Genomic DNA, 22,300 nt, shown 5'->3' with positions numbered 1-22,300 from the left:
TCACAGCAGGTACCTTCTTGCTCCGCCGGGACACCGGAAACAGGCCCGGCTTGCACCAGAGAGGGCCCAGCCATGGTGTCGACAGGGGCAGTTCCCAACCTCGCCTTCCGGCGGCTGCGCGGACCGCGCTCCGCCGGGGAGTTCGCTGCCGCGGTGCGCAGATCCGCCCGCGAGATCGGCGAGCAGGTCGCGTGCGACGCCCGGTACATCGGACGCGTGGAGTCCGGCGAGATCCGCTGCCCCAACTACGCGTACGAACGAGTCTTCCTGCACATGTTCCCCGGGGCGACCCTGGCGGACCTGGGCTTCTCGTCGCGCGAGACCGTACGCGGCCGAGGGGCGCGCGCCACCGCCGAGATCCCCGACACCCCACTGCCCCCCACACTCCACAGCGACACCGACGAGGAGAGCGACGTGCTGCGTCGCGTATTCATGACCAGCGGCACCGCCGCGATGGCGGCCGCATCCCTGGGCTTCGGCCTCGGCACCGCCGCCACTGCCGTACCGGCACAGCGCCCCGCACAGCGACGGGTCGGCGAGGCCGAGGTGACCGCCGTCGAGAAGGCGGTACGGCAGATCAGACTGCTGGACGACCGGCACGGCGGCGACGGCCTCTACCGGCGGGCCGCGCAGCCGCTGAGGGCGGCGTACGCGCTGCTGGACGAGGGGACGACCACCCGCCGCTCCACGTCCGACCGGCTGCATGCCGGGGCGGGTGAGCTGGCCATCTCGGTGGGGTGGCTGGCGCACGACTCGGGACGTTTCGAGGACGCCCGCTCGCACTACGCGGAGGCGCTGGCGACGGCACGGCTGGCCGGTGACGCGGCGCTGGAGGCGCATGCGTTCTGCAACGCGTCGTTCCTGGCGAGGGACACGGGGCGGCCGCGGGAGTCGGTACGGGTGGCGGAGGCCGGGCAGCGGGCGGCGACGCCGCTGGGCTCACCGCGACTGCTGGCGCTGCTCGCACTGCGGGAGGCGGGGGGCCGGGCGGGGCTCGGTGATCGCAGCGGCTGCGAGCGGGCGCTGGGGCGGGCGCACGAGGCCTTCGGACGGGGGACGCGCGATGCCGACCCGGAGTGGATGACGTTCTTCCGGGAGGCGGAGCTGGAGATGCTGGAGGCGCAGTGCTGGTCGGCGCTGGGTGACTGGCCGCGGGCGGCACGTCATGCACGACGGGCCACACAGCTGCAGGACCCGCACTTCACCCGGAACCTGGCCCTGTACCGGGCCGAGCTGACGACGGACCTGGCGCATGCCGGGGCCGCGGCGGAGGCGGCCGCGACGGGGCACCAGGTGCTGGACCTGCTCGACCGGGTGCAGTCGTCCCGGATCCGGGCGATGCTGTCGGGGGCGGTGCGGGTGTTGGGTGCACAGCGCGGGTCACCGGAGGTGGCGGGGCTGCTGGAGCGGTGCGGAGAGATGGGGGTGCAGGGGCACACGGCGGGGTGAGGGCGCCCCTCACCCCGCCGACGTTTCCGTCCTCACACGCAGGACGGGCTGGAATTCTCCGGCGCCGCCCCACGCGAAGCGCCCCCGCCCCGGGCGACCGGTTCCGTCCTCGAACGCCGGACAGGCTGGGTTTCCCGCAGCTCGTCCCCGTTGCATGGCCGGGTGCTGAGCCCGTCGAGGGTTCCCCGCATACCTGTGAGGCCTCGGGAAGATCGAGGACACCGCACCTCCGGGCAGCGGCGGGACCTACCGGTCCAGGTGGCCCGTGTCGTTCCAGCGTTCCAGCGCCGGCGCCCCGTACGCCCACCCCAGGACCGACAGCGACGTCGGGTCCAGCCGGATGCGGGACGCGAACGACACGTCCTCGCCCAGCCACCGCGCCCCCAGCGCCCGCAGGATGTGGCCGTGCGCGAAGACCAGCACGTCGCGGTCGGCCGAGCGCGCCCAGGCCACGATCTCGTCCGCACGGGCGGACAGCTCGGAGAGGGTCTCGCCCTCCGGCACCCCGTCGCGCCAGATGAACCAGCCCGGCCGGATTGCCTGGATCTCGGCCGGGGTCATGCCCTCGTACGCCCCGTAGTCCCACTCCATGAGCGCGTCCCACGGCTGCGCCCGGTCCGCGAAGCCGGCTATCTCGCAGGTCTCCCTGGCGCGGACGAGCGGGCTGGTCCGGACCTCGAGGCCCGGCAGGTCCGCCCACGGTTTCCGGTGCAGCCGCTCGCCCAGCAGCTTGGCGCCCTCGCGGCCCGCGTCGAGCAGAGGGATGTCCGTCCTGCCGGTGTGATTGCCCTTGACGGACCATTCCGTCTGGCCGTGCCGGGCGAGCAGGATACGCGGTGCCATGACGGCTCCCCCTGAGATGTGGATCGGAGAAAACGACAACAGGAACGGGTCATCCGCCTTTGTCCATCATCGCTCACGTGCCCGGGAGGCAACCTCCGGGGCCGCATCGGCGTCCCTTCCCCCGCGGAGAAGGCTCCGCACGCACGGGGCATCCACAGGGGACCCCCCGGGGGATTCGCCACCGACCCGCACCGTACGGTTGAACGCCCGCCGCCTGACGCATGAACACATGATGGAGAGCATCCGGATGTCGCTTGCCACCGCCGCGCCCGCGTCCCGGCACCGGCCTCGATGGTGGGCCGAGCTGCCGCTGATCGCGATCGTGTACGCGATCTACTCGGTGGGCCGGCTGCTGGTCCGCAGCGATGTGTCGACCGCCGTCGACCACGGGCTGCGCATACTTCATCTGGAGAAGACGCTCTTCCTCAACGCCGAGCACCCGCTCAACCGCTTGATGACGGCCCATCCGGTGCTAGGCATACCCTCCGACTTCATATACGCCTCACTGCATTACGTGGTCACCCCGGCTGTCCTGGTCTGGATCTACCGGCGGCGCGCGGCCGCGTACCGCGCCGCCCGCACCTGGCTGATGACGTCCACACTGCTCGGCCTGATCGGTTTCGCGCTGATGCCGACCTGCCCGCCGCGGCTGCTCCACGCCACACACGGATTCGTCGACACCATGGCCCAGTACAGCTCGTACGGCTGGTGGGGCGCCGAGGCGAGTGCGCCGCGCGGCATGGGCTGGATGACCAACCAGTACGCGGCGATGCCGAGCCTGCACGTCGGCTGGGCGCTGTGGTGCGGCATCCTGCTGTGGCGCCACGGCAGGCATCCGCTGCTCCGGGCCGCAGGTGTCGTGTACCCGCTCCTCACCACGTTCGTCGTGATGGGCACGGCCAACCACTACTTCCTCGACGCTGTCGCGGGCGCCGCGGTGATGGGCGTCGGGGCGCTGCTCGCCACGCCGGTGATGCGGCTCGTCGACCGGATCAGGGCAGCGGTAGGGGGCCGCACCACTGCGGCCGTCCCGGTCACGAAGTCCCCTGTTGTCAGTGCCGGATGCAAGACTTCCACGGGTGAGCGAATCCCCGGCCAGCGGACCTCCTCCGCAGACTCCATCGATGTCGCAGCATCGGCCGACCCAGCAGGCGACGACACTCCGGCAGCGGCTCGCTGAACTGCGCGGTCCCGCCGTCGCACCGCATCCGCTCGATGCCCGCGCGCTGGCCGCCCTCGCCGCCAACCCCGGCTGCAAGCGGCGCGCCCTGCTGGACGGCGCCGGGGTGGACAAGGCCGCGCTGGCGGCCGCGCTCGGCTCTCCCGCCGCGTTCGGTCAGTCGCAGTTCGCTTTCATGCGGGGCAACGCGTTCGAGGCGAGGGTCAAGGCCGACGGCGGCACGGAGCTGATGCGCCTGCTGTACGAGCGACTCGGCGGGGGCGGCGAGGCGCCGCGCGAGGTCCGGCTGCCGGATCTCGCGGCGGCGGGTCCCGAGGGCCGTGCGGCGCGTACGGCACTGGCGCTGCGGGAGGCGACCGAGGCGGGTGGTTGGGCTCTGCTCGATCACCCGATGCTGGCCCTGGAGGTGGCGGGCTCGCCCGCCTATCTGGAGCCGGACGCGGTGGTGGTGCACCCCGACGGCCGGTGGACGGTCGTGGAGATCAAGTCGTTTCCCATGATCGACAGTTCGGCGGACGCGGCGAAGGTCGGTGCGGCGGCCCGGCAGTCGGCGGTGTATGTGCTGGCGCTGGAGCACGTCGCGGCGGTCACGGCGGGGGCTGAGGTCGGCCACCGGGTGCTGCTGGTCTGCCCGAAGGACTTCTCCAACCTGCCGACGGCGTCGGTCGTCGACGTGCGCAAGCAGCGCGCGGTCACCCGCCGCCAGCTGACCCGGCTGACCCGGGTCGAGGACATCGCGACCGCCCTGCCCGAAGGCACCACCTTCGACCCGGAGTGCTCCGCGCAGGAGCTGACGGCCGCGGTCGACGCGGTCACGGCGGCGTACGCACCGGAGTGCCTGGCCGCGTGCGAACTGGCCTTCCACTGCCGGGCGAAGGCGCGTGCGGCCGGTGCGGTGGAGGCGCTGGGGCGGAGCGTACGGGGTGAGCTCGGCGGTCTGACGACGGTGGGCGCGGTACTGGCCGCGGCGGCGGGCAAGGAAGGCGATCCGGCCGACCCCACGGTCGCCGCCCTGCGCCGCGCCGCGGCCCTGCGCGCGGAGGCGCTGGAGCACCTGGGCGCGCCCCTGGAAGGAAGCCCGGCATGTCGCTGATCAGCACCCTGGCTCGGCTGGAGGCCGTGGAGAGCGGGCGGGCACAGCCGATGGCCACTGTCCGGCACCGTCATCTCACCGGTGCGCCGCTCGTTCTCGTACCGCTGACCACCGCCGGTGAGGCGGGCGCCCCGCTCGGCGCCCTCGTCGGAACGGACCGGGACGCGCCCCGGCTGCTCGCCGTGGCCCAGCCGCGCGACCGCGACCTGCGGTTCGCTTTCCTCGCCGAGCTGGCCGAGGTGGTCCTGCCGCACATCGAGACGTACACGGACGTGGTCGAGCCCGCCGAACGCAACGAGACCGATCCCGAGACCGGAAAGAAGGTCAAGGTCGAGGTCGAGTTGTGCACGGACGCGCCGCAGTTGATCGTGCCGAGCCGGGCGGGTCTCGACTTCGTACGGCTGCTGGGCCGGTCCATGCGGTTCCGGCGCACCGCCGAGGACGACCCGGACACTCCGTACCCGGCGCCGGCCAGGGTCCCGCTGCTGGGCCGCTGGCTCACGCATTACGGGGAGCGGGCCCGGGTGCCCGGTTCCTCGCTGCTCCTCGCCATGACCGATCTGCTGAACCGGCACTGGGCGACCGGGCAGTCCACGCTGGAGGACCAGCATCTGGGGGCGCTGCTCGCCTGGATCGACCCTGCGGTGGGCGAGTCCGGTGCCCAGGCCGCGCTCCGGGCGGAGCTGCAGCGGGACGCCGGTGGCCAGCTGCTCTGCCCGCCCGCCGGTCCGGCGACGGACCCGGCGTTCGACAACCGGCTGCTCGCGCCCGCGATCGAGAGGTACGACCGGGCGCGCACGTCGCTCGCGGCGGCCGAGGACGGTCTCGTGGCCGATGCCCGGCTCGCCGGACTGACCGCCGCCGAGCGGGAGATCAGGTCGCTGCTGGCCGGGGTGACGCGGCCGACCTGGGACGCGGTGTGGCGGGGGCTCGATCTGATGCGGCAGCTGCCGGCCGGGTCCAGGACCGAGGACCGGTGGACCCGGGACCGGTGGTCGTTCACCGGCCACCGGGACCGGGTGCGGGCCGGGGAGCCGCCGCAGCCGCGCCGGGACGACGCGGTGACGGCAGCGGCGAAGCTGGCTTCGCGGGAGACGGCGCAGGCGCAGTTGGAGGCGCAGGAGGCACTGGACGACCCGCTGGTGCTCGCCGGGCGCCGGCTGGCCGGTGAGGCGTTCGTCGGGGAGGTGGCCGAGGTGGTGATGGCGTACAGCGAGTCGAAGCGGCCCTCGCCGCGTCCGCTGGTCACGGTCCGGACGGGCGAGCGCCCTCATCTCGGTGAGCGCACGAAGGTGTACCGCACGCTGGACGGCAAGCCGCAGACCGCCGAGTTCGTGGCGTACGCCTGCGAGGATCTCCCGGACGCGGAGGAGCGGCTGCTGGTGCTGCGGATCACCGACCGGATGGGCCGGAGCAGGGAACCGGCCCCGGGGTCGCTGCCGGAGCCGGGCGACCGGATCGTCTGGACCCTGTTCGAGCACGACCAGCGCAGCGGCCCGAAGCTGCCGGACCCGGAGGAGACGCCGTGGACGCACGGCGGCCCGCCGGGCGCCGCCGGACATTCCGAGAACCCCGACCCCGTGACCCCGGAGGACCTGTTGTGACGGCCGTATCCGATCCGGGCGCCGAGGCGGGGCGGGCCACCGCCCAGATCCTGGACGACACGCTGAACGGCACGGCCCGCGGCATCGTGGTGGACTCCCCGCCGGGTGCGGGAAAGTCGACGCTGGTGGTGCGCGCCGCGCTCGAACTCGCCTCGGCAGGGCGCCCGTTGATGGTGGTCGCGCAGACCAACGCCCAGGTCGACGACCTGGTGGTGCGGCTGGCCGAGAAGGACCCGGGGCTGCCGGTCGGGCGATTGCACAGCAACGACGCGGACCCGTACGACAAGGTGCTGGACGGCCTGGTCAACGTACGGAAGTCGGCGAAGGCCGGAGATCTGGCCGGACTTGATGTCGTCATCTCGACGGCCGCCAAGTGGGCTCATGTGAAGAACGTCGAGCCGTGGGGGCACGCGATCGTCGACGAGGCGTACCAGATGCGCTCGGACGCGCTGCTGGCCGTCGCGGGGCTCTTCGAAAGGGCGCTGTTCGTCGGCGATCCGGGCCAGCTGGACCCGTTCTCGATCGTCGGCGCGGACCAGTGGGCGGGGCTGTCGTACGACCCGTCGGCGAGCGCGGTCTCGACACTGCTGGCGCACAACCCCGAGCTGCCGCAGCGCCGGCTTCCGGTGTCGTGGCGGCTGCCCGCGTCGGCCGCGCGGCTGGTCTCGGACGCGTTCTACCCGTACACCCCGTTCCGCAGCGGTACGGATCACGGCGACCGGCGGCTGGCGTTCGGGGTCCCGTCGGACGGCTCCGCCCCGGACCGGGTGCTGGACGAGGCCGCGGAGTCCGGCTGGGGCCTGCTCGAACTCCCGGCCCGGCACACCCCGCGCACGGACCCGGAGGCGGTGCGGGCGGTGGCCCTGGTGGTCCGCCGGCTGCTGGACCGGGGCGGCGCGGCGACGAGCGAGCGCTCCCCCGACCCGGCCCCGGTGACGGCGGACCGGGTCGCGGTCGGCACGGCCCACCGGGACCAGGCGGCGGCGGTGCGGGCGGCGCTCGCCGAGCTCGGTGTGACGGGTGTGGCGGTGGACACGGCGAACCGGCTCCAAGGCCGCGAGTTCGATGTGACGGTGGTCCTGCACCCACTGTCCGGCCGCCCGGACGCCACGGCGTTCCATCTGGAGACGGGCCGGCTGTGCGTCCTGGCGTCGCGCCACCGTCACGCCTGCATCGTGGTCTGCCGCGCCGGCGTCGCGGACCTGCTGGACGAGCACCCGTCGACGGAACCGGTCCAGCTCGGCGTCACGGTCAAGTTTCCCGACGGCTGGGAGGCGAACCACGCGGTCCTGGCCCACCTCGCGGAACACCGCGTCCGGTGGCGCCCGTAACGGCCTCCCCCGCGGTAGGGAGTGGATCAGCGAGCGGCGTCCTGCGGCTTCGACGGCAAGGCGGAGGACGGAGTCGACGCACAGGGGGTCCCACCATGCCTTTCGCGCTATGGGGGAGTCGGTGACCGACGACAACGCCGAAGGGGCCCCTCCCTGCTCGAGCGAAGCCGAGAGCTTGGGGGAGGAGCCGCAGGGCGTCGGGAGCCCACTCCCTACCCCGGGGGAGGCCGTAACACTGCCGAATCACGGGCGATGGGCCGTCGGGGGGCGTGCGCCGTGCCGGGCGGTGACCCGGCGCGCCCCGCGCACCGCCACCGAAGCCCACTTGCGGGCGGTTGGACAATGGAGGGTGGCCGTCGGGCCCACCGAAGGAGGAAACACCACATGGCACAACCCGAGCGGAAGGAGCAGCAGCGGCTGCGCCCCGCGCCCCTGCTCTTCGAGCCGACGGAGGCGGTCGCCGACCCCGAGCACTTCTTCGACCTGGAGTCGATGGACGACCCTGAGGAGCTGCTGGCCCGCGCCACCGAGCTGACGCTGGCCTTCCGCGCCGCGACCGACCGGGCGGCCGAGTACCAGGCGATCGCCGCCGCGCAGCTGGCCGATCCGCGCCGGTTCGACCGGCTCACCACGGCGGACATCGCACAGCGCGCGGAGTGGACCGAGGACTACGCGAGGAAGATGGTCGAGTTCGGCTGGAGTCTGCTGGGCGGCGCGCGGCCGTGACGCCGGAGCGTCCGGCCCCTGGCCGCCTCCGCTTCCGACTCCGAATCCGACGACGGGGACTCCGGGTCCGGCACCGGCTCTCGCTCCGGATCTGACTCCGGGCACAACCGGTGGCATATGCCCGCGGGCAAGATACTCCTCCTCACCCCACCCTGTCCGGATTTCCGACAACTCTTGCAATCCACAGCGTCACCACCGGTAAACCGGTAGTCATGAGCGCATGGCTGCCAGACGAGACCACCCTGCATCCCGGCACCGGAACCTGCGCCGGGCCCCGCGCCGGCACCCGCCACGGTGCCGATGTCTTCGCGGTCCTGCGGGACCGAGCCGGTGACCAGACCGCTCAGGTCACCGCGGCCGGAGCGGCCTGGCTGGCCGGTGCCGCCGCGTATCCGCGCTCCACGCTCGCCCAGTGGCAGGCCCACCCCGGCTCCCCCGGCGTGCTGCCGTGCGGATCGGCGTTCGACGTGGTCAATGTGCCGACGCTCTTCGGGCGGCGGATGCTGGAACACCTGTGGGCCGACGGCCCGGGTTCCGGCCCGGTCGCCACGCACTGCGGGCGGATGCTGCTGTTCGCCGCCCCCGGCACCGCCCAGCGGCTGCCGTCGCTGCTCGACTGGGAGGAGTGGGGCACCAGCCACGAGCAGGCGGGCCGGCACGGCCGCGAGGCGCTCCGGGAGAGGGAGGACCGCGAGTGCAGGGTCCCGCCGCTGCTCTGCCACGGCACCGGTGACGCGGTGACCGTCCCGCCCCTGGCCTGCGACTCCTCCTCGTCAGGGCCCCGCTGGGTGGTCGCCCCCGACACCCGTACCCCTTGGCTGCCGGGCCCCGACGTACTGCTCTGGGCCTGTGTGCGCGTGGCCCGCTCCGCGCCCACCGGGTCGGCTCGGATTTCGATTTTTCCTCCCGCCGATCAGGGTGCTAATGTCTACGACGTCAGCAGGCGCCGCTAGCTCAGTTGGTTAGAGCAGCTGACTCTTAATCAGCGGGTCCGGGGTTCGAGTCCCTGGCGGCGCACAGACGGAAGAAGCCCCTCGCGGAAGCGAGGGGCTTCTTCGTTTACCGTCACGGCAGCGTTACGTGCCCGTGGCGATACGGACTGTCCACGCACCCGACGGCGTCCGGTCCGCGACCTCGATCCGGGTGTGCTCACCGGGGACGGAGTACGTCTCGCCGACCCGCAGCGGGGCGTCCGCGAGCGGCGGGTAGACCGACCGGTCCCAGCAGGCGTCGGTATGGGGGTGGGTGTCGATGACCTGGATCGGCCCGCCGCCGGACGGTGTCTCGTTGCGGACCCGGTAGATCAGCACCCCCTCGCTGCACGTCGCCCGGTCGTTGCCGGTGGCACTGCGGGCCTCCAGCGCCACGGCACTGCCCTCACCGGTCCTGATCACCGCGAGCCGCGTGCCGATGGACGCGCCGGGCACCGGTACGGCGGCCATCGGCTCCAGGGTGATGTCCTGGTTGTGCTGGATACACGCCACTTGCCTGCGGTCCAGCCAGCCCAGCTTCCACTTGTGCCAGCCGAACAGGTCCGGCGAGAGACCGAACTGGCTGCCCATCACGTCCCAGTCGCCGACGTACGTGTCCCAGTCGCCCTTGCCGTCCGACGGCCGGTGATAGAGGTCCGGCAGGTCGAAGAGGTGCCCGGTCTCGTGGGCCAGCACGTTCCGGTCCGGCGGATGCTGCTCGAAGACGGTGACGACACGCCTGATGTCCGTGCCGTCGGCGTGCAGCGGCTGGTCGAAGTTGACGACCTTGGTGGCGTCGGAGTCGACGCCGGGCGCGTCCGGGTCGGCGACCAGATAGACGATGTCGTACTTCGAGAAGTCGACCTGGTCGTCGGCCGCGGCGATCGCGTCGCGCAGATAGGAACTGCGCTGCTTGTCGCCCCAGTCGCGCTTCATGCCGTACGACGTGGAGCTGTGGGGCATCTGGACCCACTGGTGCTGCGGGTGCGGGCGCAGGGTGAACTTCCCGTACGAGGCGCGCCGGAAGAACTGCGTGGTGGCGGGGAAGTAGTCGGCGGCGAGCTCGGCGGGGGTGGTGACGGGGCGGGCGTCGGGGAACGAGAGAAAGATCATGACCGCGTCGAGGGCGTGGTCGGGGCGCGGGTATGCGCCGTCCCATTCGTCCAGGCCGAGCGAGTGGTGTGCCCCCGTCCTGGGCAGGGCGCAGGGCCCGGCTTCACCCGTGGCCGCCACGGCCGGACCCGCAACGAGGGAGGTGGAGGCGAGCGCCAGGAAAGAGATCAGACCGGCCACCACACCACGCGGGCTCGGTCTCTCCCATCCCCCGAGCCTGCGCTGAGGCGGCACATCGACCTCCGGGTGCGGGATGCGGATACACGCAATCCACCCTGTGCCGGTTCGGGGGTATTCGCCCTGTTGTGCTGCCCCACTCGGGTCAGCGGTCAGCCTCTCGGAGCCCTTTCACGGACAGTCACAAATGATCACTGCGGCAACGTGAAGGAGACTCAAGATCGACGTGAGGGAACAGAGCCGAGCAGAAATAATCAATCACGGGCAAACCGGAAAGACGCGCGAATGACCCATGCGGGGTGCTCCCCGGGGTCACAACGGACGGGAAGCTGGAACGGGCCAGACAACAGCATCTATGCTTCACCACGCTTTCCTGCGCGGTTCCCGCCTCAGACGACGGCGCTCCGCGCGGCGGGCCAGTCCGACCACAACTGTTCAGGACAGAACTGCACGGCGGGAGCGAGCGGTGAGCGGAACCTCCGAAGGGCCGAGGCCCGCGGCAGGCACAGCGCCCCCTACCGTGCGACCGTCCATCACGGAGCGTCACATGGAACCGGTCGGCCCGGGAGCCGTCGACTCCCGTCCGGCCGATTACCGGGCCGCCTTCCGGGGCGCCATGCTGCCGATGGCCGTCGTCGACCACGAGGGCCTGGTCCTGTGCGCCAACGACGCTCTCGGCGGGCTGCTCGGCGCCGACGCAGCGGCGCTGACCGCCCAGTCCGCGTCCGATCTGCTCGACCTCTCCGCCGACGTCCGGACCTGGCATGCGTACCGCGAGGTGCTGCGCGGCCGGCGATCCCGGTTCCGCTGCACCCGCAGGCTCAAGCACCCCGACGGACGCTCGTTGTGGGCCGAGATCACCGTCGTGCCGATGCCGGAGGCCGGGGCGACAGGCGCGAAGACGGGCGCAGGGACAGAGCCGGGGGCCGGGACGGGCGCGCAGACCGGGACGGGCGCGGCAACCGGGACGAGGATCACTCCGGGCGCCTCCCCCGTGCTGCTCTCCGTCGCCGACATCAGCGATCGCCGCGAGCTGCAGAAGCGGCTGCGCCACCTCCAGACGCACGACCCGGTGACCCGGCTGCCCAACCGGACACTGTTCTTCGAGCGGCTCTCCGCCGCCCTGGAGACTCCGCCGTACCAGGACGACAGCCTCCCGCGGCACGGCCGGATCGGGCTCTGCTACCTCGACCTGGACGGCTTCAAGGCCGTCAACGACACGATGGGGCACCGGATCGGCGACCGGCTGCTCGCCGCCGTCGCCGCCCGGCTCACCGACTGCGCCGAGCAGGAGAGCCTGCACCGCACCGGCGGCACACTCGTGGCGCGCCTCGGCGGCGACGAGTTCGCGATCCTGGTCGAGGAGTCCGCCGGGACGCAGCAACTCACCGATCTCGCCCGCGCGGTGCTCGCCGCCCTCCAGAAGCCGTTCGACCTGGCCGGGACACGGCTGGCCGTGTCGGCGTCGATCGGGGTGGTGGAGCGGGGCGTCGCCGGGACCTCGGCCACCGGTCTGATGCAGGCCGCCGACACCACGCTGTACTGGGCGAAGGCGGACGGCAAGGCACGCTGGACCCTCTTCGACCCCGAGCGCAACGCGCACCGGATGACACGGCAGGCGCTCTCCTCCACGCTCCGGCCCGCCGTCGAGCGCGGCGAGTTCACCATCGAGTACCAGCCGCTTGTCGGGATGGCCGACGGAGTCGTACGAGGGGTGGAGGCTCTGGTCCGCTGGAACCACCCGCAGTTCGGCATGCTCTCACCGAATCGGTTCGTCGCGATCGCCGAGGAGGACGGCTCGATCGTCCAGCTCGGCCGCTGGGTGCTCCGGTCGGCCTGCCGTCAGGCCCGGCGCTGGCAGCTGGACCATCCGGCCGAGCCGCCGCTCTTCATCAGCGTCAATGTCGCCGTACGGCAGGTCTGGGACTCCGACCTGGTCACCGATGTCGCCGAGATCCTCGCCGAGACCGGCCTGGCCCCCGGACTGCTGCAACTGGAACTGACCGAGTCAGCGGTGATGGGCTCGGCGGGCCGCCCGCTGGAGGCGCTCCAGACGCTCAGCGACATGGGCGTCCGGATCGCCATCGACGACTTCGGGACCGGCTACTCGAACCTCGCCTATCTGAGCCGGCTGCCGGTCTCCGTACTGAAGCTGGACGGATCGTTCGTACGCGGCTTCCGGTACGAGGACGGGGCGCACCCCAGCCCGGCCGACGAGACGATCGTCGAGGCGATGGTGCAGCTGGCGCACCGGCTGGGGCTGACCGTCACCGCGGAGTGCGTGGAGACCGTGAGCCAGGCGGAACGGCTGCGGCGGATCGGCTGCGACACGGGGCAGGGCTGGCTCTACTCCCGGGCGGTGGCCCCGGAGCGCATCGCAGAACTCATCGGGACGAGCCCCCTGGGGCTCTGAGAGAGCCACGCCCCGGAACCCGGAGCCGACTCCGTGCCCTCGAGCGCCGGGCGGGCCGGTGTTCAGGCCCGCCCGGCGCTCGAGGGCAGAACGGTCAGCACCGACCGGCCCGCACGGACCTCAGCCACGCAGCCCGTACGCGTCCGCGATCAGGTCGTAGCTGCGCAGCCGCGCCTCCCCGCCATGCGCATTCGCCGTGATCATCAGCTCGTCCGCCCCGGTCCGCTTGGCCAGGTCGTCCAGACCGCTGCGCACCTCGTCCGCCGTCCCGTGGATGACGTTGCCGAGCCAGCTGTCGACGAACTCCCGCTCCATCGGGCTGAAGACATAGGCCTCCGCCTCCTCCGGCGTCGGGATCAGACCGGGCCGGCCGGTGCGCAGGCGGACCATCGACAGGGCACCGGTCAGGACCTGGCGGCGGGCCTCGCGCTCCTCGTCGGCTGCCAGCGCCGAGACGCCGATCAAGGCGTACGGGGCGTCCAGCACCGCGGACGGCTTGAACGAGTCCCGGTACAGGTCGAGCGCCGGAATCGTGTTCTGCGCCGAGAAGTGGTGGGCGAAGGCGAACGGCAGACCCAGGACCCCGGCCAGCCGGGCGCTGAAGCCGGAGGAGCCGAGCAGCCAGATCGGCGGGCGGCCCGCGGGACCCTGCACCGGGCCCGGAACCGCGTGGATCCGGGCGTACGGGTGGCCGTCCGGGAAGTCGTCGTCCAGGAACCGGGTCAGCTCGGCGAGCTGCTGCGGGAAGTCTTCGGCGCCCTCGCCCAGCCGGTCCGTGCGGCGCAGCGCGGCGGCGGTCGCACCGTCCGTGCCGGGAGCCCGCCCGAGGCCGAGGTCGATGCGGCCGGGGGCCATGGCCTCCAGCGTGCCGAACTGTTCGGCGATGACCAGCGGGGCGTGGTTGGGCAGCATGACCCCGCCGGAGCCGAGCCGGATCCGCTCGGTGCGGGCGGCGAGGTGGGCCAGGATCACGGCCGGGGACGACGAGGCGACGCCGGGCATGGAGTGGTGTTCGGCGACCCAGAGGCGGTGGTAGCCGCAGCGCTCGGCGAGCTGGGCGATGTCCACGCTGGTGCGCAGCGCCTGGGTCGCGGTGCGGCCCTGGCCGACGGTCACCAGGTCGAGCACCGACAACGGCACCGAGGCCGTTCCCTCGGCCCTGCCCCGAATGCCGTCGCCGCGACTCTCGTCGCCTCGGTTCTCGTCGCCTCGGTTCTCGTCGCCTCGGTTCTCGTCCACGTGAAGGCCTCTCCAGTGATGCTCGTGCGTCCGGGGAGACCTAACAGGAGGTTGTCTCCGTTTATTCCCGGCCGGTCACGGCCTACCGCGGGGGAGGCCGTCACCTCCCGACCGGTGCGGGCGGCGCCTCCCGGGTGGCGAACAGCGTGCCGAGCTGGGGCGCCCAGGTGCGGCGCCGGGCCAGCCGCAGAGCCTCGTACACCGCCACCTGGTTCGCGGTGAGGACCGGCTTGGCGAGGAGTTCCTCCAGGTCACGGACGTGCGCGGCGGTGTGCACGGCGTTGTCCGGCAGCAGTACCGCCTCCGCGTCCGGCCGGTCCGCGGCAACCGCGAGCTCCTTCAGCCGGTCCAGCCCCCACCCCGCGGCCGCGGCCGCGGAGGTGACGCCACCGCCGCGCACGGCGACCACCTCGACGCCCGCGGCGGCCAGGAAGTCGCCGAAGAGCCCGGCGATCTCCTCGGCGTACGGAGCGGCGACCGCGACACGCGCGGCGCCCAGCGCCCGTACCGCGTGGACGAAGGCGAGCGACGTACTCGACGCGGGCAGCCCCGCCGCCCTGGCCAGAGCGGTGCTCTGCTGATGGGCGCCCTCCCACCCGTACACGAGACTCCCGCCGGTGCTGGCCCAGACCACCGACTCGGCACCGGCGCGCCGCAGCTCCTCGACTCCTGCGGCGAGGCGTTCGGGTGCGCCCCGCTGCCGCAGAGTCTCGGTGCGGCGGTCGTCCTCGCCCGGCTCCGTGCGGTTGACGACGAGCCTGATGGTGGTGTCGAGGATGACCTCCGTGCGTGGGAAGTCGTCGTCCGCGAAGTGGCCCGGGTAGAGGAAACCGACGGTCGTCATATTCACGCTCCTGCACTGCTGGACCGGTGCACTGCCGCTGCCCTCCCCACTGCCCAGTATTCCTCCGGCGCCCGCACCCCTGCCGACCTTGGCGTTGACGGGCGCGGCCCCGGGTGCAAGCGTGGTCAATCCGCACATCTCAGACGTTGACGAGGTGACCACTCCCTGATGTCAGAGCCCACCCTCCTCGTACTCGACGCCGCCCCGTCGCCGCGCCTCGGCCGGCTGACCGGCCGGGTCCGGATCCGCTACGTGGACGAGGCCGGCCTCGCCGGGGAGCTGCCGCACGCCGACGCCCTGCTGGTGTGGGACTTCACCTCCGACGCGGTACGCGCCGCCTGGCCCGGCGACGGACCGCGGCCCCGGTGGGTGCACATGGCCAGCGCGGGAGTGGACCGGCTGCTCTGCCCGGAGCTGGCCGGGTCCGACACCGTGCTGACCAACGCGCGGGGCATCTTCGAGCGGCCGATCGCCGAATACGTGCTGGTCCTGGTGCTCGCGTTCGCCAAGGACGTCCCCGGCACGCTGGAGCTGCAGCGCCGGCGGCGCTGGCGCCACCGTGAGTCGCAGCAGCTCGCGGGCACCCGAGCGGTCGTCGTCGGGGCCGGGCCGATCGGCCGGGAGATCACCCGGCTGCTCAACGCGCTGGGCGTCCAGGTGGCGCTCGTGGGGCGTACGGCGCGGCGCACCATCCATGGCGCCGAGGATCTGGACCGGCTGGCGGCGCTCGCCGACTGGGTGATCTGCGCGGCGCCCCTGACGGAACAGACGCGCGGGATGTTCGACGCGCGGTTCTTCGGGCTGATGCAGCCTTCGGCCCGCTTCATCAATGTGGGGCGAGGCCCGATGGTCGTCGAGGACGATCTCGCCGACGCGCTGCGCCGACGGTGGATCGCGGGCGCGGCGCTCGACGTCTTCCAGCACGAGCCGCTCGCTCCGGGCAGTGGACTGTGGGACGTACCGGGGCTGATCGTCTCCCCGCACATGAGCGGCGACACCATGGGCTGGCGGGACCGGCTGGGCGAGCAGTTCGTGGAGATGTACGAACGGTGGGCGGCCGGGGAGCCGTTGCCGAACGTGGTCGACATGCGGCGCGGATACGTTCCCTCCCCGGATGTCCCCGACGCCCCGAACGGCGTTGGCATGTCTCCGAGTTGAGAGGCGGAGAGGCCACCTTCCGGACACGAACGTACGCGCGAGCTCCTCGACGCGGTGCCGTGACCTCGCCGTCCGTCGATCATCATTGACTCTGACATATGCCAATCGGGTGCACTCCTGCTGACAGCGCCGGGGCACACCGAGAACTCATCAACAGGCCCCCATCAAAAGCCTCTTGGCGGCTATCGTGGTACCAAAGCTTGCGGTCACAACCTGGTGGGGGAAACCGTGACGTTGAAGCCCGAACCGACCGCACCGTGCCACTCGGTGCAGTACGCCTTTCGTGTTCTCGAAACGGTCTCCAAGCACGGCGCCGGCGTGACGGACACCCAGATCTCCCGGGAGACGGGACTGCCGGTGGAGCATCTCGCCCCACTGCTGCTGACGCTGCGCCGCGAGGGCTACGTCGTGCAGGTGTCCGACGGCGCCTATGTGATCGGCGCCTCACTCCTGCTGCTCGGCTCCGGGGCCGCCCGCAGGCAGGCGCTGGAGAACAAGCTCCAGCAGATCCTGGACCAGCTGCGCGATTCGGTCGGCGCCGCGGTGTACATAAGCCGGTACGTCGACGGCGAGGTCCGGGTCACGCAGTACGCCGACGGTCCGCGCACCCCCGCGGTCAACGAGTGGGTGGACTTCCGGTCCGCCGCGCACGCCAGCGCGATCGGCAAGTGCCTGCTGACCCAGCTCGACCAGAACGGCCGCCGCGACCATCTCGCGCGCCACAAGATCGCCCGGCTCACCTCGCGGACCATCACCAGCGAGAAGGTCCTCTTCTCCAAGCTGGACAGCCAGCCGGCGACGGTCCCGGTGCTCGACCTCCAGGAGTACGCGATGGGCACCGTCTGCGCGGCCGTGCCACTCACGGCGGGCTCCTCGGCGGGCTGCCTGGCACTGTCGCTGCCGATCGAGCACGCGCACCGGCTGCGCTCGGCGGCGGACACGCTGAACCGGCGGGCGGTTCCGGTCCTGCTGTCACTGGCCCTCTAGGGCCTCGGTCGGCACGTGTCATCAGCACCCCTGAGGACCAGGTATTATTTTCGAGTCAGCAGGCGCCGCTAGCTCAGTTGGTTAGAGCAGCTGACTCTTAATCAGCGGGTCCGGGGTTCGAGTCCCTGGCGGCGCACAGACAACGCCCAGGGCGGTTCACGTACACACGTGGACCGCCCTGGGCGCTTTTCGCCGGACGACACCAGGTGGGCGCGCCCGTGCGCCTCGTAGGAGCCGAGCAGGGCAGCCAGGTCCTCGCTGTCGGCTCGCAGCCGGTCGTCCGTCCGGCCCACGCAGTAGAGGAAGCCGGCCGCGGGATTGATGCGGTCCGCCATGTTTAGCCTTCATGAACAAGACTTCAACTGATTCCTTTAATCTTCATGCAATATAAGGTCAAATTACTATTTATTGCCCATAGGGCCCCTGGCGCCCGTTGAAGGTTTAGGTATGCTTCCGCGGATCGGCCTTTTGTTCGACATGGGGTGGCCGGGGCAAGGTGGCGGTATTGCGGCCATTCGGGCCGGGGGGTTTTATGATGAGTTCAGTCGAGCATGCCCGCGCGGGCAGGCACAGGGGGCGACAGCCCGGCCAGGACGGAGGGCGCGGCGGGGCCACGCTGGGGTTGCTTCCCAAGCCGCCGTCGGACACGGAGAAATACGCGTACGCCAGACGGCACCTGTGGATCCTGACCATCAGCTCGCTGGTCAGCTTCTGCTGTCTGACCGTCAGCCAGTTCAAGCTGGCGCAGTCCACACCACTGCTGTGGATCTATACGCCCCTGCTGGTTTTCACGGTCATTTACTATCTGGTGTCGCTGCGGGTCAACGCGTTCACGCGGGACTTCGACATCAAGCACCACCGCAAGCTCGTACTCGGCTGGCGGCCCGAGGTCTATCCGTCCGTGGACGTCTTCCTCCCTGTGTGCGGTGAGCCCATCGAGGTGCTGCACAACACCTGGAGCCATGTTCGTGCGCTGGCCGACAGGTATCCGGGCGTCTGTGTACCGTTCGTCCTGGACGACGGGGCCAGTCCCGAACTGGAGGCCATGGCCGCCGACTTCGGGTTCCGTTACGGCACCCGCCCCAACCGCGGCTGGTACAAGAAGGCCGGCAATCTGCACTTCGGCTTCGGCCAGTCCGACGGGAAGTACGTCCTCATCCTCGACGCCGACTTCACCCCGCGCGCCGATCTGCTGGAGGAACTACTGCCGTACATGGAGGCGGACGACCGGATCGGTATCGTCCAGTCCCCCCAGTACTTCCGCGTCCTCGACTCACAGAACTGGATCGAGCGCGGCGCCGGCGCCGTACAGGAGCTGTTCTACCGCTCCGTGCAGGTCTCCCGCCAGGGCAGCGACGGCGCGATCTGCGTCGGAAGCTGCGCCGTCTACCGGCGTGTCGCGCTGGAGACCAACGGCGGTACGACGCTGATCGAGCACTCCGAGGACGTCCACACCGGATTCGACCTCCGCGGTCTGGGCTGGGACCTGCGCTATGTGCCGGTCGCGGTTTCGACCGGGGTGTGCCCGGACAGCGCGGGGGCCTTCTTCAACCAGCAGTACCGCTGGTGCTCCGGCTCTATGAGCCTGATGGGCAGCGCGAAGTTCTGGAAGGCCAAGATTCGGATGTCCAGCCGACTTTGCTATATGTCCGGCTTCTTCTACTACATCCACACGGCGCTGTTCACCTTCGCCGCCCCGGTGATCCCGATCGTGCTGCTGCTGACCATGCCGGAGAAGCTCAAGGTCGAGCATCTGCTGCTGGTGCTGCCCAGCATCGTGTACACCACCATCATCTTCCCCATGTGGCACAAGGCGCCCTACCGCCTGGAGGCCTGGGCAACCCGCATGATGTACGGCTGGGCCCATGTCTTCGCCATCTGGGACATCCTCCGCAAAAACCGTATGGGCTGGCAGCCCACCGGATCCTCCGGCGCCAAGAAGAACAAGACCCGCCGCTTCTGGATCGGGATGTGGGTGTGGAGCGGCGGGACCGCACTGGTCTGGGTCTGTGCGTCGGTCTGGCGGATGTTCTCCATGAACGCCCCGGACTTCGCCCTGATCCTGTCCTCCGGTCTCTTCTACGCACTGGTCGTCGGCCGGGTACTCGTACAGCCCCGAGTGGAGAGCGCTGCCTGATGACACGTTCCGGAATCACCCTTGCCGGCTGCTCACTGCTCGCCGCCGCCCTGCTTGCTCTCACCGGGTGTTCGTCCTCGGGCGACACCCCCGGTACGGGCCATCAGCCGGCCCAGGGCACGACTGCGCCGCAGGCCGGCGAGGCAGACCTCCCGTTCGACGTCCGTCCGCTGCTTGCCCCGAAGAAGAAGTACTTCGGCGTCGCACGCGAAGGGGCGCCGAACTCGATGGCGCCGATCGACGAGTACCGCACGATGGTCGGCAAGCAGCCGAATCTGATCGAGTACTACGCGGCCTTCGGCGACGGCTTCGATGCCAAGGGCGTACGCAATGCCTGGAACGCCGGCGCGCTCACTGTCATGTCGTGGGAACCGTTCGACGCCCCGCTCGCCGACATCGCCGACGGCAAGTCCGACGCGTACCTGAAGAAGTACGCGGCCTCTGTGCAGAAGCTGAATCTTCCGGTGGCGATCAGCTTCGCGGACGAGATGAACGGCCAGTGGGAGAAGTGGGGTACGAAGTACGCCACTCCCGACGACTACGTCCGTGCCTGGCGCCATATTCACAACCTCTTCATCGAGGCCGGTGCCGCGAACGCGATCTGGGTCTGGTCGCCCAACATCATCAATCCCGTCAAGTCCGTGGACGTGGAGAAGTACTACCCGGGCGACGCGTATGTCGACTGGGTCGGCATGGTCGGCTACTTCACACTGCCGGAGGACAACGCCTTCGACAGTGTCTTCGGGCCGACGATCGAAAAGATCCGCAGCTTCTCGAAGAAGCCGATCCTGATCCTGGAGACCGCCGCCGAACCCGGCCAGCGCCGCCGCGAGGACATCCACCAGCTCTACACCGGTGTCAAGGACGACGACGGGATCATCGGTTTCGTCTGGTTCGATTACCGCAAGCGAGGCGACTGGCGGCTTTCTGCCAGTCCGCTGGCACTGGCCGAGTTCAAGAAGCTGGCCGCCGACGGCCAGTTCGGTTTCGACGTCCGAGAGCCGTGATGACTTCTCCGTACGACTCGCACAACGCGCAGAACGCGCAAGACCCGCACGATCCGCGTAACGAGGAGGAAGCCTTCACCTGGTTCAACACCAACGACCAGCCGCCCACGATGTCCACGCCGGTCGTCCCCGAGGAGTACTACCCGGGTCAGCGCGGCGAGAAACCGGCCGTCCCCGACCAGCGCGGCCAGGACCCGCACGGGCAGGACCGGCGCGCCGGGTGGCACTATGCCCAGCCTCGTTACGACCAGGGCCGGTACGGCTCGGACCAGGGCGCCCATCAGCAGATCTCAGGCGCCCTCGTCCCCGCACAGCGTGACCAGGAGACCCACGCGCTGCGCACCGTGGCAGAGCCGGTAGCGGCCGGACCGGCCACTGCGGAGCCGGCAGCGGCCGAGGCCGCGTACCACATCCCGGAGACCCCGGAAGCGGGCTGGGACATGGGCGCCAGCTCCCGTCGAAGCTGGGTCAGCCGGTGCATCCTGCTCTGCGTCCTCGCCATTCAGGCCGTGCTCTCGCTCCGTCTGTCCAACACGGCCTTCCAGGACGAGGCGCTGTATTTGAGTGCGGGGCACGCCGAGTTGGCGCACCTCCTGCACGGGGTGCCACTGCCCGTGGACTACGGCAGCTACTTCTCGGGGGCACCTCAGCTGTATCCGGTGGCCGCGGCGCTGGCAGACGACAGGTTCGGGCTGACCGGGGCGCGGGTTCTGAGCCTCGTGTGCATGCTCGGGACGACGGGACTGCTGTATTCGTTCGCGCGCCGCCTGTTCAACGAGCGGGCCGCCCTCGCCGCCGCGGCGCTGTTCGGGGTGACCCAGTCGACGATTGTCCTCGGCTATTTCGCCACGTACGACGCCCCGGCCGTACTGCTGCTCGCCTTTGCCGCCTGGCTCGTCGTCCGCCTGGACCGGGCCCCGATCGTCGCGGTGCTGCTGGCCGCGCCGCCTGCCGTCCTCGCGGTCGGTGTCAAGTACGCCTCCGCGTTGTATCTGCCGAGCCTGGTGGGGATCGCCCTCCTCGTGGCCTGGCCGCACCGGGGCAAGGCTGCGTTCGGTCGGGCGGTGCTGCTCGCGCTCGGCATGGGCGCGCTGCTCGGATGCGGCCTGTACTTCACCGACGTATTGGACGGTGTACGGGCCACGACCACCGCGCGTGAGCACGGCACCGACTCTGCGGCCGAACTGCTCAGGTCGTCGGCGCTGTGGAGCGGCCTCGTGGTCGCCACGGCGGTCGGGGGCGCCATCTCCTACGTCCGGCGCGGCCGCATGTTCGAGTCGCCGCTCTCGCACAATCTCGCCGGGCCCGGCTGGCGCTGGCGCCTGCTGGTGGGCCTGTTGCTGTGTGGCACAGCCCTGCTCGCCCCTGCCTACCAGATCCATCTGTCCACGTCGGTCGCGCTCTACAAGCACCTCGGCTTCGGTCTGCTCTTTGCGGCACCGATGGCGGGCGTCGGTGTGACCCGGCTCATGGGCGCGCACTTCCGATACCCCCAGTTGGGCATCATGCTCTGGGTCGCCACGCTGTGCCTGGGTATTTCGCAGTCGCAGGAGCGCTTCTCGTCCTGGGCGCCGCAGCCGGACGCGTACACCCAGTTGCTGCGCAACCTCGTCAAGCCGGACAAGGGCCGCTATCTCGCCTCCACGCCGAACGTCCCGGTGTACTACCTGAGTGACATCACGGACCAGTCGCACTGGACCTCGCTGTACGGCATCGGCTACAAGGACGTCAAGGGCGTGACGCACCGCGGCAACGACGGATACCGCACGGCGATCAAGGACGGCTGGTTCGACCTCGTCGTCCTCGACGGAGTGGCCACACCCGAGGAGGACAAGGTGGTCGCCGCCGCACTGAAGGCCAGCGGTCGCTACCGGCTGATGGGCACCGTCCCGTTCACCGCGGGCGGGATGCCCGGCGAGTACCGGGTCTGGTCCAAGACCGGCTGAGCTCTCGTCCCTGCCACCGGCGCCGTACCGCATCGGTGTCCGACCGGGGCGCCCCTTTCCTTTCCTTACCTCTCTCCTCCTC

General features: G+C 70.9%; 18 protein-coding genes and 2 tRNA genes. 15 read left to right on the top strand and 5 right to left on the bottom strand.

Translation table 11 applies throughout. The features are described 5' to 3' along the window. Window positions 1-72: 72 nt before the first annotated feature. Window positions 73-1,449 (top strand): tetratricopeptide repeat protein, encoded by a 1,377-nt coding sequence (locus ACGFSA_RS02520; RefSeq protein ID WP_393298554.1) that lies wholly within the window; start codon window positions 73-75, stop codon window positions 1,447-1,449. A gap of 246 nt (window positions 1,450-1,695) precedes the next feature. Here ACGFSA_RS02520 and ACGFSA_RS02515 read toward each other — a convergent pair whose 3' ends face one another. Further along, window positions 1,696-2,292: a histidine phosphatase family protein gene (locus ACGFSA_RS02515; RefSeq protein WP_266985341.1), complete on the bottom strand. Its 597-nt coding sequence runs from the start codon at window positions 2,290-2,292 to the stop codon at window positions 1,696-1,698. A gap of 247 nt (window positions 2,293-2,539) precedes the next feature. Between ACGFSA_RS02515 and ACGFSA_RS02510 the strand changes: the two genes are divergently transcribed. The 7 genes from ACGFSA_RS02510 (at window position 2,540) to ACGFSA_RS02480 (ending at window position 9,243) form a co-directional block, all read left to right on the top strand. Further along, window positions 2,540-3,472, top strand: a complete 933-nt coding sequence (locus ACGFSA_RS02510; protein ID WP_393299445.1) for a phosphatase PAP2 family protein — start codon at window positions 2,540-2,542, stop codon at window positions 3,470-3,472. Beyond that, window positions 3,372-4,565 carry a hypothetical protein gene (locus ACGFSA_RS02505; RefSeq protein ID WP_393298551.1) on the top strand — a complete coding sequence of 398 codons (1,194 nt, stop codon included), beginning with the start codon at window positions 3,372-3,374 and terminating at the stop codon, window positions 4,563-4,565. The genes ACGFSA_RS02510 and ACGFSA_RS02505 overlap by 101 nt, the downstream gene beginning before the upstream one ends. After that, window positions 4,556-6,169 (top strand): hypothetical protein, encoded by a 1,614-nt coding sequence (locus ACGFSA_RS02500; RefSeq protein ID WP_393298548.1) that lies wholly within the window; start codon window positions 4,556-4,558, stop codon window positions 6,167-6,169. Before ACGFSA_RS02505 ends, ACGFSA_RS02500 begins: the two co-directional genes overlap by 10 nt. Beyond that, window positions 6,166-7,500, top strand: coding sequence for an AAA domain-containing protein (locus tag ACGFSA_RS02495; protein ID WP_393298545.1), 1,335 nt, complete (start codon window positions 6,166-6,168; stop codon window positions 7,498-7,500). The genes ACGFSA_RS02500 and ACGFSA_RS02495 overlap by 4 nt, the downstream gene beginning before the upstream one ends. 384 nt (window positions 7,501-7,884) lie before the next feature. Further along, window positions 7,885-8,226, top strand: coding sequence for a hypothetical protein (locus tag ACGFSA_RS02490; RefSeq protein ID WP_393298542.1), 342 nt, complete (start codon window positions 7,885-7,887; stop codon window positions 8,224-8,226). A 212-nt stretch (window positions 8,227-8,438) separates the two neighbouring features. Beyond that, a complete protein-coding gene (locus ACGFSA_RS02485) occupies window positions 8,439-9,179 on the top strand; it encodes a bifunctional DNA primase/polymerase (protein ID WP_393298539.1) in 741 nt (246 codons plus the stop codon). Next, a tRNA-Lys gene (locus ACGFSA_RS02480) sits at window positions 9,170-9,243 on the top strand. The genes ACGFSA_RS02485 and ACGFSA_RS02480 overlap by 10 nt, the downstream gene beginning before the upstream one ends. A 59-nt stretch (window positions 9,244-9,302) precedes the next feature. Here ACGFSA_RS02480 and ACGFSA_RS02475 read toward each other — a convergent pair. Beyond that, the gene (locus tag ACGFSA_RS02475; protein ID WP_393298536.1) at window positions 9,303-10,544 is read right to left on the bottom strand and encodes a M6 family metalloprotease domain-containing protein; all 1,242 of its coding nucleotides are present in this window, start codon (window positions 10,542-10,544) and stop codon (window positions 9,303-9,305) included. 490 nt (window positions 10,545-11,034) lie between these two features. Here ACGFSA_RS02475 and ACGFSA_RS02470 point away from each other — a divergent pair, with 490 nt between their 5' ends. Continuing rightward, window positions 11,035-12,900 (top strand): putative bifunctional diguanylate cyclase/phosphodiesterase, encoded by a 1,866-nt coding sequence (locus tag ACGFSA_RS02470; RefSeq protein WP_393298533.1) that lies wholly within the window; start codon window positions 11,035-11,037, stop codon window positions 12,898-12,900. Between the two features lie 120 nt (window positions 12,901-13,020). Here the strand turns inward: ACGFSA_RS02470 and ACGFSA_RS02465 are convergent, their stop codons facing one another. After that, window positions 13,021-14,139: an LLM class flavin-dependent oxidoreductase gene (locus tag ACGFSA_RS02465; RefSeq protein WP_393298530.1), complete on the bottom strand. Its 1,119-nt coding sequence runs from the start codon at window positions 14,137-14,139 to the stop codon at window positions 13,021-13,023. Between the two features lie 100 nt (window positions 14,140-14,239). Further along, window positions 14,240-14,983 (bottom strand): decarboxylase, encoded by a 744-nt coding sequence (locus ACGFSA_RS02460; protein ID WP_393298527.1) that lies wholly within the window; start codon window positions 14,981-14,983, stop codon window positions 14,240-14,242. A gap of 168 nt (window positions 14,984-15,151) precedes the next feature. Between ACGFSA_RS02460 and ACGFSA_RS02455 the strand changes: the two genes are divergently transcribed. The 3 genes from ACGFSA_RS02455 (at window position 15,152) to ACGFSA_RS02445 (ending at window position 17,264) form a co-directional block, all read left to right on the top strand. After that, on the top strand, window positions 15,152-16,141 hold the full coding sequence (locus ACGFSA_RS02455) for a D-2-hydroxyacid dehydrogenase (RefSeq protein WP_393298524.1): 990 nt from the start codon (window positions 15,152-15,154) through the stop codon (window positions 16,139-16,141). Window positions 16,142-16,369: 228 nt separating this feature from the next. Beyond that, the gene (locus tag ACGFSA_RS02450) at window positions 16,370-17,128 is read left to right on the top strand and encodes an IclR family transcriptional regulator (RefSeq protein ID WP_393298522.1); all 759 of its coding nucleotides are present in this window, start codon (window positions 16,370-16,372) and stop codon (window positions 17,126-17,128) included. Window positions 17,129-17,190: 62 nt separating this feature from the next. Continuing rightward, window positions 17,191-17,264 (top strand) — tRNA-Lys (locus ACGFSA_RS02445). Here the strand turns inward: ACGFSA_RS02445 and ACGFSA_RS02440 are convergent. After that, the gene (locus tag ACGFSA_RS02440; protein ID WP_393298519.1) at window positions 17,230-17,463 is read right to left on the bottom strand and encodes a hypothetical protein; all 234 of its coding nucleotides are present in this window, start codon (window positions 17,461-17,463) and stop codon (window positions 17,230-17,232) included. The genes ACGFSA_RS02445 and ACGFSA_RS02440 overlap by 35 nt on opposite strands. Window positions 17,464-17,660: 197 nt before the next feature. Here ACGFSA_RS02440 and ACGFSA_RS02435 point away from each other — a divergent pair, with 197 nt between their 5' ends. From ACGFSA_RS02435 to ACGFSA_RS02425, 3 genes are read left to right on the top strand one after another with little or no spacing between them, the layout of a single operon-like run. Continuing rightward, window positions 17,661-19,265: a glycosyltransferase family 2 protein gene (locus ACGFSA_RS02435; protein WP_393298516.1), complete on the top strand. Its 1,605-nt coding sequence runs from the start codon at window positions 17,661-17,663 to the stop codon at window positions 19,263-19,265. Then, entirely contained in the window at window positions 19,265-20,272 is a 1,008-nt protein-coding gene (locus tag ACGFSA_RS02430) for a glycoside hydrolase family 26 protein (RefSeq protein ID WP_393298513.1), read from the top strand. Before ACGFSA_RS02435 ends, ACGFSA_RS02430 begins: the two co-directional genes overlap by 1 nt. Beyond that, window positions 20,272-22,218 carry an ArnT family glycosyltransferase gene (locus ACGFSA_RS02425; protein ID WP_393298510.1) on the top strand — a complete coding sequence of 649 codons (1,947 nt, stop codon included), beginning with the start codon at window positions 20,272-20,274 and terminating at the stop codon, window positions 22,216-22,218. Before ACGFSA_RS02430 ends, ACGFSA_RS02425 begins: the two co-directional genes overlap by 1 nt. Window positions 22,219-22,300 lie beyond the last annotated feature (82 nt).

Source organism: Streptomyces sp. NPDC048496 (assembly GCF_043200055.1).
Taxonomy (GTDB): Bacteria; Actinomycetota; Actinomycetes; order Streptomycetales; family Streptomycetaceae; genus Streptomyces.
Note: the sequence above shows the minus strand (reverse complement) of the source record. Positions and strands in the feature narration are given on the sequence as shown.